Here is a 14,717-nt window from a genome sequence, read left to right on the forward strand (position 1 = left end):
CGGCGATGAGGATCCGGTCCGCCAGCACATCGAGCAACGAAGTCCGCACAGAGCCAGGTTAGTGCGGCGATTCGCGGTCGGGTCGCGGCGCGTGACGTGGTGGTCTGCGCGGCCGGGTCGATGCCGGGCGACCTGCACAAGCTGTGGCGCAGCGCCGACCCCAAGGCCTACCACGTCGAGTACGGCTACTCCTGCATGGGCTACGAGATCGCCGGTGGGATCGGGGTGAAGCTGGCCGCGCCGGAGCGGGAGGTGTTCGTCCTGGTCGGTGACGGTTCCTACCTGATGCTGCCCAGCGAACTGGTCACCGCCGTCGCCGAGGGGGTGAAGCTGGTGGTGGTGCTGGTCGACAACCAGGGCTTCGCCTCGATCGGCCGGCTGTCGGAGGGCGTCGGCGCGCAGCGGCTCGGCACCGCCTACCGGGACCACACCGGCGACCCGCTGCCGGTCGACCTCGCGGCCAACGCGGCGAGCCTCGGTGCCCAGGTTATCCGGGCCGGCACGATGGCCGAGCTGCACGCCGGGCTGGCCGCGGCGAAGGCGGCGGACCGGACCACCGTGGTGTACGTGGCGACGGACCCGATGGAGCCGGGACCGGACGGCGGGGCGTGGTGGGACGTACCGGTGGCGGAGGTGTCCACGGTGCCGGCGGCGCGGGCGGCCCGGGAGGCGTACGAGACGGGCCGCAAGGCGCGCCCCGTCCACCTGCGCCCCTCCTGACCTGCCGGGACTGTCATCGATGATGATCGTCGTTAGACTCGCCGGATGCACCGGTCCCGCCTCTACGCCCTGATCATCGACGCCCCCGAGCAGTCCGCGCCGGACGCCGTCGCCTTCTGGTCGGCGGCGCTCGGCACGTCGCCGCGGGCCGTTCCCGGCGAGCCGGAGTTCACCGGCCTGCCCAACGTCGTACCCGGCCTGGTCGCCGCCGTCCAGTCGGTGGACGACGCGCCCCGCTACCACGTGGACATCGAGACGGACGACCCGGCCGCCGAGGTCGACCGGCTGGTCCGGCTCGGGGCCACGCCGGTCTCCCGCTGGCAGGACTGCCAGGTGCTCCGGGCGCCCGGCGGGCACCTGCTCTGCGTCATCCCGGTCGCCAGCGATTCGCAGCTGTTCGACGCCACCGCCCGCCGCTGGGACTGACCCGGGCGCGGGCACCCGCCCCTGGCACGGCGGCCCTACGCTGCTCGCGTGTCGGTGAATCGGATTCGGCTGCTGGCCCTGCCCTTCGGGCTGCTGGCGTTCGCGCTGCGGCTGGCTGCGACGTTCTGGGTGACCCCGTTGACCTGGCAGGTGCGCCCGACCCTCGTGGGTCTGCCGATCTGGCTCGCCGCGCTCGCCGCCAGCCTGGGGGTCCCGGTCGCCCTGTACCACCTGAGCGTGCTGCGGGCGGTCCCGCGCCGTCCCGCGTCGTTCCGGCTCGACCGCGGCACCTTCCTCGCCCCGGCCGGCCCGGACCTCGGTGGGACCGCCATCATCGTGCTCTGGATCGCGGGGGGCGCGGTGCTGACCGAGCGGGTGCCCGGCGGGGACCGGATGCGCCTGGCCGAGTTCGACGAGGCCGCCTTGATCTCGGTCCTCACCGTGGTCGTGCTGTCCGCGCTCGCCGTGGTGCTGCTGCTGGTCGACCGGCCGTGGGTGGCGCTGAGCCCGGACGGCATCACCGTGCAGCGGCTGGCGTCCCGCCGGTTCATCGGCTGGCATGAGCTGGCTCCCGGCGGTCCGCCGCCCCCGCCCGGTCGCCGGCCCCGCAACCTGTGGCTCTACCGCACCAACGGCCCGACCCTGGGCGGCCGGCCCCGGCCGGACCTGCTGCCCGTCGGCCGGTTGCAGGTGGACCCCGCGTTCCTGGCGAACACCATCCGCCGCTACGTGGAGCAGCCCGGCCGGCGATCCGACATCGGCACCGAAGCCGAACTGGCCCGGTTGCGCGAGCCTGCTGCGGCGGAGATTCGTGATGGCGTGCGAGAGCCGTGAGACATGGCGCGAGTGAAGGTGCCATGATCGCGCCGCTCGGCAGGTGGTGCGCCGGCCATACGCTGCGGGTGTGTCGGTCAATCGTCCTCGCCTGCTCGCCCTGCCCTTCGGGCTGCTGGCGTTCGGGCTGCGGTTGGCGGCGACCGCCTGGGCGACCCCGCTGACCGAGCGGATACACCCGGATGGCGTGGCTGTGCCGGCCGTGCTCATGGTCTATGCCGCCAGCGTGGGGGTGCCGGCCGGTCTGTACCAGCTGGTCGTCCTCCGGTCCGTCCCGCGCCGGCCCGCCTCGTTCCGGCTCGATGCCCGCAGCCGCAGCTTCGTCGTGTCCGCCGCTCCGCACGACGGCGGGACCGTCGCCATCATCGTGGCCTGGATCGGGGGCGGCCTGGTGCTGACCGAACGCGCGCCCGGCGCCGACGGGACACGCCCGGTCGAGTGGGATCTCTCCGCGCTGACCGCGGTGCTCCTGGTGTTCGGCGTGCTCGCCGCCGTGCTGGTGCTCAGCAGCCGGCCGCGCATCACGCTCGACGCCGACGGGATAACGGTGCAGCGGATGGACTTCCGGCAGCGGATCGGCTGGAACGACCTGCTTCCCGGCAGCCCACCGCCGCCCACCGGCCGTCGACCGCGCAACGTGACGCTCTATTCGATGAGTGGTACCGCGCAGGGCGCCCGCCCGGTACCGCTCCAACTACCGGTCGGCCAGATGCAGGTGGATCCGGCGTTCTTCGCGGACGCCATCCGCCAATACGTGGACCAGCCCGGCCGGCGATCCGACATCGGCACCGAAGCCGAACTGGCCAACCTGCGCGCGCAGTTCGGCAACCAGCGACGATGATCAGAGAGCGCCCACCGGTGGACGGAGGTCAGGCGGGTTCGGTGAGGGCCGGGCGCAGCCGGTCGGCCGGGCTGGCTGCGATGTCCACCTCAAGGTAGCCGAGAAGCGGGACGAGCCCCGCGCGGTGCCACGCTCGGAAGGCGGAAGCGGACGGCCAGGTCGGCCGCGAGCTCGGGTACGCCGCGGGAGCCGTCGATCGGCACCAGCGGTAGCCGCAGCGCGAGGGCCTGCTGTCGGATCTCGGCGTCCCACAGCGCGTCGCGTGCCAGTCTCCGGCCGAGCGCCTCTTGGTGGTCGGCGTCTCCCCAGTTCGCCCGGGCTCGCGCGGGGTCAGCGAACCGGGTCCGCAACGCCTCTGCCCGGAACTCGGGCGTGGGCAGCAGGAAGGCCGCCTGTTCCGGCCAGGACAGCAGCGGAGCCACCTCACGGGGCAGCGCTCGGAAGTCGTCGACCAGGACGGGACGCCCCGCAGGGAGCGCGAGCAGGTCCTCGACCACGAACCCGAAGGTTTCGCCGTGCAGGCTCGGCATCGTTTCGAATATCTCCCGGGCGCTTCGGCCGTTCCACCGCTGTTCCGGAGGAGCCTGCAGCAGCGCCCAGAGATGGGGGTGTTCGCGCGGGGTGCACCGGGTGACGTAGTCGCGCTCGGCGCGGTCGCCGTCGTAGATCAGCACGTCGTACCGCTCGGCCAGGGCCCGGGCGAGGGTGCTCTTTCCCGCTCCGGTACCTCCGCCGAGCCAGCGGACGTGGGAGAGCCGGCGGGCGAGGCCCGGATCGCGCGAGCTCGTGGCCGTCATGATGCCCTAGGCATCAGCGGTGGCTGAGGACGTTGACGACGCGGCCGTTGGGGTCGCGGACGAAGAACCGCCGTACGCCCCACTCCTCGTCCTGCAGCGGGTGCACGATCTCCGCGCCGCTGTCCCGCATGGCCGCGTACGCCGCCTCCACGTCGTCGACCTCGACGCTCAGGTCGGGGGTGACCGGGGCGGTCTTGTCGGCGGTCATGACGCTCACCTGCGCCGCCGGGCTGGAGGGCGAGGCAAAGGTCGTGATCCAGCCGAGATCCATGACTTCCTCGAAGCCCAGCAGGCCGTAGAATTCGCGGCTCTCCTGCGCGGCCGTTGACTGGATGATCGGCATGACACGGCGAACGGACATCGGCGACTCCAAATGGAAGCGGACTGACCCAGGACTGTCCAGTAGTACTACGCCCCGTCCGTCACCGCACGCTGTTACGTCACCCTTCGACGAGATGCCGGGTGATGGTGGTGCGCAGGTGGTCGTGCTGCGGCCCGAGCGCGGTCGCCGGGTCGTGCCACCGCTCCCGCGGGTAGAGCCAGACCGGCATGCCGACGAACTCCGCCGGTTCCCACTCGTAGCGAGGCCAGATGTGGGCGTGCAGGTAGGGATCGGTGTTGCCGAGGATCTCCAGGTTGATCCGGCGGAAGGCCGGATCGAGCTCGGCGCAGGCCCGCTCGACCGCCTCGCCGAGCCGTTCCATGCTCGCCAGGAACGCTAGCCGGGCCGGTCGGGGGAGGTCGGTCAGCCGCCCCACCCCTGGCTTGTCGCTGAGCAGCAGGCAGTAGCCGGGCAGCATCTGCACGTCGCCGATGACCGCGAAGCCCTCGGGCAGGCGGGCCAGTACGGTCGGGTTCGCTCCGCGCAGGGCCGAGCCGATGCGGTCGGTTCGCCAGTCCGTCATCGCGCCATCCTGCCCCACGCCGCCCGGAGGAGATCAACACAAGGGCGCCCCGACCGTACGGCCGGGGCGCCCGTGCTGGCCTGCGGTCAGCCGGTGTACGGCAGGGTCACCTTCGACTGGTTGCCGATACCGAGGGCGGTGTCGGTGCTGCCGATGGCGTTCCACACCTCCACCTTCACCGTGCCGTTGACCAGGTTGCCGAGGGTGCCCGCACCCGACCAGAGGCCCCTGGTCTCGGTGTAGTGCTCCCAGCCGTTGACCGGGTCGGTGGCGAAGTAGTTGTACGTCTCGACCCGGTCGAACGTGCCGTCGCCGGTCAGGTCGTAGGAGACCCGTACCTCGGTGCCGTTGCCGACGTTGGTGCCAGCATCGAGGAAGAGGTCGAAGCGGGTCTGCCCGCCGGCGTAGGTGGCGGTGACCCCGGTGGCGGTGTAGACCAGCGGGTTGTGCGGGCTGCCGGCCCAGTTGCCGTTCGCGGCGGTGACCGTGGCGTTGGCGGCGGTGCCCGCCGTGCCGGAGAGCGTCCGCCCGGTCAGGTACCGGTCCGGGGTGAAGCCGGTCGGGGGATCGGTCGGCGGCGGCGTGGTCGGGTTGCTGCCGGTGTACGGCAGGACCAGCTGGGAGGTGTTGCCGATGCCCAGGCTGGTGGCCGCGGTGCCGATGGCGTTCCACACCTCGACCTTGACCGTGCCGCCGGACAGGTTGCCCAGTGTGCCGGTGGCCGACTTCAGGCCCTGGGTCTGCCGGTAGTGCTCCACCCCGCTCACCGGGTCGGTGGCGTAGTAGTTGTACGTCTCGACCCGGTCGAAGCTGCCGTCGCCGGTGAGGTCGTAGGAGACCCGGGCCTGGACGCCGTTGCCGACGGCGGTGCCCGCGTCCACGGCCAGGTCGAAGGCGGTCGAGCCGCCGTTGTAGGTGCCGGTCAGCCCGGTGGCGGTGAACACCTGCGGGTTGGTCGGCGTGCCGTCGTGGTTGCCGTTCGCCGCGGCCACCGACACCGTGCCGGCGCTGCCCGCCGTGCCGCCGAGCGCGCCGCCGGCGAGCAGGTACTGGGTCGGGTTCAACGACGGCGGCGGGGTGGTCGGGCTCGGGCTCGGGCTGGTCGGCGTCGGGCTGGGGCTGGTCGGGGTGGACGACGGGGAGTCCGTCGGCGGCGGGCCGGTCGGCACGACCACGCCGCCGGTGGCGTTGCCGCCGCTCCAGGTCAGCGCGCCGGAGGCGACGGTCTTCCCGGCCGGTACGGCCAGCGTGGTGCCGTCGGAGAACGTGACGGTCAGCGGCTGGGCGGTGATGTTCGACGCCACGTAGGCGCGGGCGCTGCCCTTCTTGAACACCTTGGCCAGCGGGTGGTTGGCGGTGACCGTCGGGTCGACGGTGCCGAGGGCGGCCAGGTTGCGGATCCAGTGGAAGGTGTGCGCCTTGCTCTCGCCCTCCTCGCTGGCGAAGGTGCTGTTGGCCCGGAAGTTCTGCAGTGCCAGGTCGCCGTCGCCGAGGGCGAGGAACTCCCAGAGGATGTCCTGCCACACCGTCGGCGGGCCGCCCTTGTTGGTGACGAGTTCGTTGTAGTTGGCCTTCACGTAGGCGGGGTCGTTGCCGAGGTAGAAGTGCCCGCCGGTGATCGGCAGCATGTTGATGCCCTGGATCATCTCCGGCGCGGAGGAGAACCAGGTGGAGTAGGCCCCGCCGTCACCCCACACCATGCCGACGGTCTTGTGGCCGAAGGCGGCCGGGAAGTTCTCGTCGTGTACGTCGAACCAGTACTCGGAGATCGCGGCGGCCTGCGTGGTCCAGATGTAGATGCCGGCGTCGCGGACGGCGGTGTTTCCGGTGGCCTGCCCCCACTGGATCAGGGCGTTGGCGAAGTTCATGCCCTCGGAGGAGGACTCCTGGTTGTTGCCGGCGAAGAACGGGGCCAGGCCGGAGGCCCAGTCGTGGCCGGCGTAGATGTCGAAGTCGCGCAGGTAGGGGAAGCGGCCGTCGGCGCGGTCGTAGTTGTTGGCGTCGCGGATCAGCATGTCGACCATGCCGCCGTACCGGCTGTCGCCGGCCCAGGCCGGGTCGAACTTGGCGACCGTGGCGGCGGCGGCGACGAAGTAGCCGTAGTGGAAGTGGTGGTCGTTGAGGTCCTCGTCGGAGCCGTACGAGGCGGGGTAGCCGATCAGTGTGCCCCAGTTCCTGTCGTAGTAGAACAGTTGGCCGGTCTCGCCGGAGCCGGCGGTCAGCCAGTTGGTCAGCCGGGCCTTCATGGCGTTGACGGCGGCGTCGCGGACGGTGGTGAGGCCGAGCTGGTCGGCGATCTCGGCGATCCGGGCGGCCCGGCCGAGGCCCTTGCCGGCCCAGTAGGTGTCCTTGCCGCTGACTCCCTCCGGGTTGGCCAGTTCGGCGTTGAGGTAGTTGGTGATCGTGCTGAGGTCGGCGCCGGTGGCGTCGCCGACCGCCGGCACCTCCGGCAGCACCCCGGTGTACTTCATGCCGGTGGTGAAGGCGGAGACGCCGGTGAGCACCCGCATCGCGCCGCGCGGGGAGACGTACGTGGGGGTGATCGGGGTGGCGCCGGTCAGGCTGCGCCACTGGTGCGGGTAGAGCGCCACGACCGTCTTCGTCTCGCTGCCCTCGCGGGGCGTGGTGGTGAAGGTGTACGTGGTGCGCACCGTGCTGGTGGCCGGGTCATAGGTGTAGCTCATCCTCGTGCCGGTGACGTGCGCGTGGGCGTACTTCCCGTACTCGGTGGCGAGGGCGGCCCGGTCGGTGCCGCCGGGGAGCACGGCGACGGAGAAGTAGTTCTTGCCGCCCAGGGTGGAGCTGATGCCGGCGCCGTTCACCGACCAGCTCGCGCCGGTCGGGGCGTACGCGACGTAGTCGTGGCCGTTGACCGTGAAGCCGATCATGGAGCCGGAGTTCGCCCAGACGGTCGGGGTGGCGGTGGCGGTGATCTGCGCGTTCCCGCCGCTGATCGTGTAGTAGCTGAACGGCAGGCCGTGGCCGATGGTGGCGCGCATGCTGCGGGCGCCGTCGTTCCAGTCGGCGGTGACGGTCCAGTCCGTCCAGTCGGCGGCCTTGACCACCGGCGCGCCGAGCCCGGCCACGCCGACCCGGATGTCCTCGCTGTACGGGTAGTGGTATTCGCCGACCCCGGTGGAGGTGCCGCTGATCGCCGCCGTGGTGGTGTACGACAGGCCGAGCCCGTTGTTCTCGGCGTGGTACGCCAGCGGGTGGGCTTGCATGTTCTCGCTGGTGGCGCAGTTGTTGCGCTTCCAGATCAGCGAGGACCACCAGTCGTTGGTGGGGATCGCGCCCTTCGGCGCGTCGGCGGTCACGAAGAGCCGTGGGTTGGCGCTGATCTCGCCGCAGCCCTTGGGCAGTGCGGCGCCCGGGGGAAGCGTCTCGGTGTAGCTGCCGGCGCCGACGGTGCCGGCCGTGGCGGTGCCGCCGCCGGCCACGACGACGCCGAGGACGCCGGCGGCGAGCACGGACGCGGCGGCCAGGGCGAGGGCGCGCAGCCCGCCGGGGCGGCGTCCGGCCCGGGGTGGGACGGGTGTCGGTTCAGGACGGTCGCCGGGGGAGACGTCCCGGAGGGGGAGTGCCATGGGGGTTCCCTTCGCGATGAGGGATCGGGGTGGGGTGTGTGGTCGAGCGGGCCGTGAGAGCGCTCTCTTGAAGGGCGAGGTTAGGTTTCGGTTACGCTGTCGTCAATGGCTGATTGCCGAAGAGAGCGCTCTCTCGCGCGCCCGTGGAACCCCGTCCGGCGCCCATCCGAACGCCGCTGATCAGGACGAACGAGGTTCATGATGATCGATTGCCGCCGCGGTCGGACAGCCGAAACAGGATGGAAATTCTTACCGTCGATCATGGAGTGCGACCCTGGGCGCGCTCCCGCGCCGGGTGGCCGAGAACGAGGCCGGCCGGTCGCACCGGCGGGTCGCCGAAGGGGAGGTTTCCGGACGGCGGGAAGGGCAGGTCGCCGGGCGCGAGCCCTCCCCGCGGCCGCACCGGATCAACGCTGCGGTGCCGGCGCCGGCGGTTGCGGCCCGAAGTACACGCCCGTGATCGGCCCGCCGGACGGCAGCAGAATGTCCAACATCCGGCCCCGGCCGTCCGCCCCGGGGTCCCGGATGAACCACAGGTGGTACCGGGACTCCGCCGGGATGTTCGTCCGGTCCGCCAGCGCGTGCTGGAGATACAACCGCGCCGTGGCCCGCTGGTCCGCGGCGCCCTGCAGGTGGATGTCGTCGGACTTCAGCTCCAGGAACTCCGGCACCGTGCCGGTCATCCAGTGGCCGTCCATGTTGGAGCGGCCCGTCAGCCAGGTGTAGGTGCGCCTGCCCTGCAGCCACATGGTCTGTTGCAGGACCGGCAGCGGCCCGAGGAAGAGATGCTCGGCGAGCCGCCCGCGCATGCCGTTGGCCACCGCCGTCAGATCCCGGAGCTGGCCGGTCACCATCATCTTCTCGAAAGAGTCGATCATGCCGAGGCGGGTCTGCGGCTGGTACCGGTGGAACGCGCCGGACTCGGCCACCTCGATGACCTGGCGGCAGTCGGCCATCGCGCGCTGCTGAGGCTCGGTGAGCTCGCCGAAGGAACGGACCACCTCGGCGAGGATCGCCGGCCACAGCGGGTCGCCCTGGTCGACGCCCATGTTCTTCCAGGAGGGCAGCGGACGTGGCGGGCGCAGCGGCGGGGCCAGCTCCAGCTCCCGGCGCAACCGGCTGGGGTGGAACTTCACCAGCCGGGCGATCAGCGCCGGCCGGTCGGCGGGCGGCGTCTGCTCCAGCAGCGCGCCGAACCGGTCGAGGGCGACCGGCAACCCCTCGTCGCCGAGCCTCGCCCGCAGCTGCAGGGCCAGCACCGGGCCCCAGCGCCGACCGAAGGCGACCGAGTACGGGTCGCCGGCGAGCCCGTGCAGCTTCGTGGTGTAGGCCTGGACGCGGCCGATGTTCTCCATTTCGGGGTGCGCCATCAGCGACAGGAACCGCTCCCGGCCCCAGGCCGCGTTCGCCAGGATCTTCGCGACCTTGTCCGCGCCCATGGCGGCCGTCAGGCGCTCCAGCCCGACCCGCGGCGCGCCGGGCAGCACCACCGGCTCCGGCGGTGGCCCGAGCCGGGTGGCGACCTCGGGGACGTGGACGAGCCGGTCCAGGGTCGCCGGCCGCTCCGGCAGCGCGTCCGCCGGCAGGAACAGCAGCCGCCGTCCGCCCGCGCCGGTGACCACCGTGGTGTCGGGACTGGCGCCAGGTGTCCGGGTGGCCGGTGGGTGGACGGTGTCGAGGGTGGGTGCGCCGTCCTCGCTCACGGCCACGAGGCCGGGCAGCACGGACGCGAAGGTGGGCGGGCCGTCCGGCAGGGTCAGGGTCGCCGTGACGCCCGCCTCGGCCAGCCGCAGCTCGATCTCCGCCTTCGCCGCGGCGGCGCGGGCGAACGCGGCGTCCCGCTCGTCGCCCACCGGCAGCTTGTCCAGCAGCGCGACGAAGCCGTTCCAGGCGTCCGCCGCGCGGCCGAGCCAGGCCTGGACCTGGGCCGGCGTGGCGGTCCCGTCCCGGACCGCGGTGAAGTCGGCCTGCACGGCGGCGCGGGTCTCGTCGAGGGTGGCCAGCTGTTGCTGGTCGGCCGGCGTGAGGCTGCCCCGGGCGGTGCCGAAGCGCTCGACGAACGAGGTCGCCAGCAGCCCACCGGTCAGCACCACGCCGGTGGTGGCGATCTGCTGCACCGCGGCGACCAGGCTCTCCCGCAGGCCGCGCAGCTCACCGGTCTTGATCAGGTGCTGCACCTCGCCGAACCCGAAGGTGGCGATCTGCTCGACGGCGAGCCGGGCCACCTGTTCGGTCCGCCGGCCGGAGCGGGCCGCGGCGGTGAAGACGCCGGCCGAGCCGCTGAGCACGAGCCGGACGGCGGCGGCCTGCACGGCCTGCCAGGCGAGGTCCTCGACGAACGAGGACCCGGTGATGGCGGCCGGTCCGAGCAGCATCTCGGTCCCCGCCCGGGCGACCACCGTCTCCCACATCAGCCGGGCGCCGACGGTGCCGGCGGCGACGACCAGCGAACCGGCCACCGTGGTGGTGTCGACGACGGTGGCCAGCACCATCCCGGCGGCGGCGCCCGCCGCCCCGGCGGTGAGCGCGGTGACCAGGCCGACGGCCACCCCGGCGGCGACCGCCTTGGCGATCTGCTGGGCCTGCACGGTGTCGGCCAGCTCGTCGACGTCGGCCCGGTACGCGGGTCGCCCGGTGACCGTGCTCAGCACCCCGACGGCCAGCCCGTACGATTCCGCGGCCTCGACGAACTTGCCCAGCTTGCGCAGGCTGATGCTCTGCTCGGCGTGGGTGAGGGCCGCGGCCAGCTCGGCCACGTAGCCGTCGACCCGGTCGGCCGCGGAGCTCGGCAGCAGCGGCTGGTCGGCCAGCCAGGACAGCTGCTCGCGCAGGGCGAGCAGCTGCACCGCCAGGCTGATCCCCTGCAGCTTCTGACTGAAGCGCAGATACGGCTCCACGTAGTCGTGGAACGGGTAGTCGCGTACCTGCTGCAGCTCCTGCATGAGCGGACGGCGCAGGAACCACTCCCCGCCGGCCGGGGTCATTGCGACGCCCGTCTCCGCGTCCGCGGCCCGCTGCGCAAGGGCGTCGGATCCCTGCTCGGCGCGGAGCGCGAGCAGGTCGACGACCTGCTGGCCCAGCTGGCCGATGCTGTGCTCCAGCCCCCGGCTGTCGTGCAGGTAGAGGCGCGGCACCTCGGCGCGGAAGGCACCGACCAGCCGGTCGCCCTCGTTCTGCCGGAACTCGACCCGAGCCGGTGACGCGTCGGCGAGCGCCTCGCGGATGGCCGCGCAGTACGCGGCGCGGGCCTGCCCCAGCATGCTGCGCAGGGCCGGCTCGAACGGCGGCAGGTACCGGCCGGGCCGGGCCAGCTCGGCCAGCTGGCGCAGCGCTGGCCCGAGTGTCCCGGTCAGCACCCAGGCCCGTTCGACGCCGCGGACCCGCGCGGCCATCTGCGCCGGGGTGGGCACCGGGTCGTCGGGGGACGGGTTCAGCCAGGTGTACAGCCGCAGCCGTACGGGCCTCAGCTCGAACGCGTACGGCACCAGCTCGTCGACGGCCGCCAGCAGCTCAGCCAGCAGCAGATCGTGCGGCACGCGGCAGGTCAGGTCCTGCGGTGCGGCGACGTCGACCGGTTGCGGGGAACCCACCGTGGCGAGGACCGCGCCCCGCACGCCCGGTTCGTCGATGGTCTGGGTCATGAACTCCCCCGCCTCGGTGTGCGGCGGTGCCGCACCGTCAGTGGTCGCGGTCGCGACGGCCGTGGTGGGCACACCTTCGGGACCGGGGGTCCGGGTCGGCAAGGGGAGAGTCGGCTTTTGGCGTCATCCCTGACCGACCGGCCGCCGCCGGCCCCCGATCGGTGCTTGTCGCCGGGCAAACGTGTGCCGTGCCGCCCGGCGTCGGTGGAGGCCGGGCCGCCATCGGTCGATCGCCGGGTGCCACTTCGGACCGTCTCGGTCGCGATACGGCGCGTACCGTCCGGAGGGCGACAGTTCGCGGTGGTCGCACCCCCATAGCCTCCGGTGACTCCCGCACCGATCCGAACAGGACGGCGGGAGACGAGGGGGGACCATGGTGTGGGGTGAACGGCGCGTCGGTCGCGGCGCGCGGGTGAACGGATCGTGACCGGGGTCGCGGGGGCGGTGGCCGCCGCCGGGCTGGTGACCGACCATCCGGGCGCGACGCCGCCGATGACGTACAACGTGCTGCTGCGCGGGCCCGACGGGGCGGTCGCCGGCACGCCGACGGTGGTGCGGGGCGCCCTGCAGAACACCGTCGGCGGGCGGCGCACCGCGGCACAACGGCCGGGGTTATCGCTGTTCCTGTGCCCGGGCGCGACCCTGCGCGGCATCGCGTACTGGCTGTTCCGGACGATCAAGGCGAGCGGGGCGCCGGATCCCACCCCGTACGACGAGATGCGCGTGGCCACGGCCCTGTGGGCGTGGAACCGCGACTACCTGGCGGCGCTCGGCGGCCAGGCCGCCTGGCGTACCGGGCTGTGGCTGCCGGTGCCGGTGGAGGTCACGTCCGGCGGGCAGTGGGTGACCGACTGGGAGACCGTCGGCGGCTGGGCAGACCAGCTCCCCGCCGCGCTCGGCCCGGCGCTGGACACCCCGGCCCCGCACCTGCCGCTGCCCGACCCGGCCACCCTGACCGCCGAGGTGGCGGCGCGGCTCGCCGGCCGGGACCTCGACGACGTGGCCGACGCCGTCGAACGGGACCTGGTGGGCAACCCGTTCGAGGCGGTGTTCCGGATCGTCGAGATCCTGCGCCAGGTGCCGGCCGACGACGGCGTCGACCTGGCCGCGACGGTGACCACCCGGCTCACCGCCGGGGAGCTGTCCACCCTGGCGTCGGTGACCGCCGGACACGGCCTGCTGCGTCGCCTGTGGTCCCTGGTGGGCCCGGCCGACGACGGCGACGCCGAGGACGCCCGCGATCTCCTCGGGCCCGCGCTGGGCCTGACCCGGACCGGCTCCGGCGTCTGGCAGCCGCCGGACGTCCTCGGCCCGACGGTCGTCCCCGACGAACTGACCCCGCTGCCGCCGGCCCCACCGGTCAAGGGCAAGAAGCCGGCCCCGCAGGGCCTGGTGGTGCCGTGGAAGGTCGCGGCGGAGAACCCGGGCGGACGGCACACCATGGTGCTCGGCCGCGACCTCTGCATCGGAGTCACCGACAGCTACACCCAGAAGAACGGCACCAGCTGGACCGGTCCCGCGTACGTGGGGCGGCTGGACCCGGCGCAGTTCATCCAGGACAACGCCGCGACGATCGGGTTCACCAGCGCCGCCGAGCGGGCCCGGCTGCGGATCGTCGAGCTGATCGCGCCCAACGAGGGACGGCTGGACGCCGCCCGCGGCGCGGACAAGGGCATGCTCTCCACCGGCATCCAGCAGTGGTCGGCGCACCTCAACGAGGAGCTGCCCGTGCTGCTCGCCCGGTTCAAGCGGGTCGCCCCCGACCACTACGACCTCTTCTTCGGCATGTACGGGCTGCAACCCGAGCCGTGGTGGCGGGTCGACGGCAAGGAGGCGGCGGCCGAGGTCGCCGACCCGGCGGCGGTCCGCGCCGCCAACCCCGAGGCGTTCGACGCCGGTGGCGCCGCCCGGCAGGGCAAGGAGTACGCGCTGCGTTACGCCACCCTGTTCCAGGTCCGTCGGGGCGGCGGCCGGCTGCGGCTGGCCGAGCCGCCGGACAGCGTGGTCGAGGTGCTGCCCCGGCACGCGTTCTTCGGCGTGAGCGCCAAGGGCAAGGCGTACACGGTCGCCCCCGAGTGGTGCGGGCGGATCCGGCTGGCCTCGCTCTGCTCGGTCCCGTACAACGTCGTGCAGGTGTGGACGGCGGTGTGGCGGTTCGAACGCCTCGCCCGGCAGCCGCTGGGCAAGGCCACCCTGGCCGTCCGGGGGCGGCCGTACCGGATCCGGGACTTCGCCGCCTCCGAGTACGGCGCCGCCCTGATGATCGACCAGCACATCAACGCGCCGTTCTGGGTGACCGCGGCCATCGACCGGGCCATCGACCGGACCGAGCGGGCGATCGCCCGGATGCCCGAACCGGCCCGCACCGAGCTGCGCCCGTTCGACGAGGCCGCCACGGGCCCGCTGCGCGCCCCGTGGCTGCGCCTGTTCCAGATCAACTACCTGGCCGAACGCGACCTCGTCGGCAAGGCCGACCGGGACATGCGGATCACCGGCCTGCACGACCGTTTCGACAAGGACCACAACTGGACCGGGCTCGACCCCGAACCCGGCAGCTTCGCGGGGTGGGTGGGGCCATGACGATCAACGTGGCGGGACTTCCCGCCGAGGTCCAGGACCTCGGCGTCGCGCTGGGGCTGCTCGCCCCGGCGGGCAGCGGCGTCCGGCTGGTCGAGGAGTTCTTCGCCGACCCGTGGAGCCGGGTCGGCAAGCTGGTCGCCAACGACGTGCAGCGCGCCGCCCTGGTGCGGGCCATCGAGGGCCTGCTGCCGCAGGCCCGGCCCCGCTTCGTCGACGGCGGCGGCGGGCAGCTCGGCCGGTCCGTGCGGTACGTGCCGCTGCTGGAGGAGGGCGGCAAGGGGCAGGTGTTCCTCGTCGTCGAGCGGTCCGGGGTGGCCGCGTCCGCGCCGCTGACCCTGGCCGTCGCCGCCGAAGCCGGACCGGTGCCCGGCGGCCCCGCCGTCACC

General features: G+C 73.0%; 11 protein-coding genes. 6 read left to right on the forward strand and 5 right to left on the reverse strand.

Annotated elements, in window-relative coordinates:
* The first annotated feature begins 96 nt into the window (after positions 1 to 96).
* The 4 genes from ACWEVO_RS11940 (at position 97) to ACWEVO_RS11955 (ending at position 2,821) form a co-directional block, all read left to right on the forward strand.
* Positions 97 to 720 carry a thiamine pyrophosphate-dependent enzyme gene (locus tag ACWEVO_RS11940; protein WP_452307537.1) on the forward strand — a complete coding sequence of 208 codons (624 nt, stop codon included), beginning with the start codon at positions 97 to 99 and terminating at the stop codon, positions 718 to 720.
* A gap of 45 nt (positions 721 to 765) precedes the next feature.
* Positions 766 to 1,146: a VOC family protein gene (locus ACWEVO_RS11945; RefSeq protein ID WP_452307538.1), complete on the forward strand. Its 381-nt coding sequence runs from the start codon at positions 766 to 768 to the stop codon at positions 1,144 to 1,146.
* A gap of 48 nt (positions 1,147 to 1,194) precedes the next feature.
* Complete coding sequence (locus ACWEVO_RS11950) at positions 1,195 to 1,980, forward strand: hypothetical protein (protein WP_452307539.1); 786 nt, start codon at positions 1,195 to 1,197, stop codon at positions 1,978 to 1,980.
* A 70-nt stretch (positions 1,981 to 2,050) separates the two neighbouring features.
* Positions 2,051 to 2,821 carry a hypothetical protein gene (locus ACWEVO_RS11955; RefSeq protein WP_452307540.1) on the forward strand — a complete coding sequence of 257 codons (771 nt, stop codon included), beginning with the start codon at positions 2,051 to 2,053 and terminating at the stop codon, positions 2,819 to 2,821.
* Between the two features lie 89 nt (positions 2,822 to 2,910).
* Here the strand turns inward: ACWEVO_RS11955 and ACWEVO_RS11960 are convergent, their stop codons facing one another.
* From ACWEVO_RS11960 to ACWEVO_RS11980, 5 genes are all read right to left on the reverse strand, one after another.
* Positions 2,911 to 3,618 (reverse strand): hypothetical protein, encoded by a 708-nt coding sequence (locus ACWEVO_RS11960; protein WP_452307541.1) that lies wholly within the window; start codon positions 3,616 to 3,618, stop codon positions 2,911 to 2,913.
* A gap of 13 nt (positions 3,619 to 3,631) precedes the next feature.
* Positions 3,632 to 3,979: a VOC family protein gene (locus ACWEVO_RS11965; protein ID WP_452307542.1), complete on the reverse strand. Its 348-nt coding sequence runs from the start codon at positions 3,977 to 3,979 to the stop codon at positions 3,632 to 3,634.
* A 79-nt stretch (positions 3,980 to 4,058) separates the two neighbouring features.
* The gene (locus tag ACWEVO_RS11970; protein ID WP_452307543.1) at positions 4,059 to 4,523 is read right to left on the reverse strand and encodes an HIT family protein; all 465 of its coding nucleotides are present in this window, start codon (positions 4,521 to 4,523) and stop codon (positions 4,059 to 4,061) included.
* Between the two features lie 86 nt (positions 4,524 to 4,609).
* Positions 4,610 to 8,110, reverse strand: a complete 3,501-nt coding sequence (locus ACWEVO_RS11975) for a glycosyl hydrolase (protein ID WP_452307544.1) — start codon at positions 8,108 to 8,110, stop codon at positions 4,610 to 4,612.
* A 407-nt stretch (positions 8,111 to 8,517) separates the two neighbouring features.
* Positions 8,518 to 11,751 (reverse strand): hypothetical protein, encoded by a 3,234-nt coding sequence (locus ACWEVO_RS11980; protein ID WP_452307545.1) that lies wholly within the window; start codon positions 11,749 to 11,751, stop codon positions 8,518 to 8,520.
* A gap of 423 nt (positions 11,752 to 12,174) precedes the next feature.
* Between ACWEVO_RS11980 and ACWEVO_RS11985 the strand changes: the two genes are divergently transcribed.
* Both ACWEVO_RS11985 and ACWEVO_RS11990 read left to right on the forward strand, forming a co-directional pair.
* A complete protein-coding gene (locus tag ACWEVO_RS11985; RefSeq protein ID WP_452307546.1) occupies positions 12,175 to 14,331 on the forward strand; it encodes a hypothetical protein in 2,157 nt (718 codons plus the stop codon).
* On the forward strand, positions 14,328 to 14,717 hold a 390-nt coding region (locus ACWEVO_RS11990; RefSeq protein ID WP_452307547.1), incomplete at its 3' end, for a hypothetical protein. The genes ACWEVO_RS11985 and ACWEVO_RS11990, both read left to right, overlap by 4 nt.

The organism is Micromonospora sp. NPDC003776, from assembly GCF_053605645.1.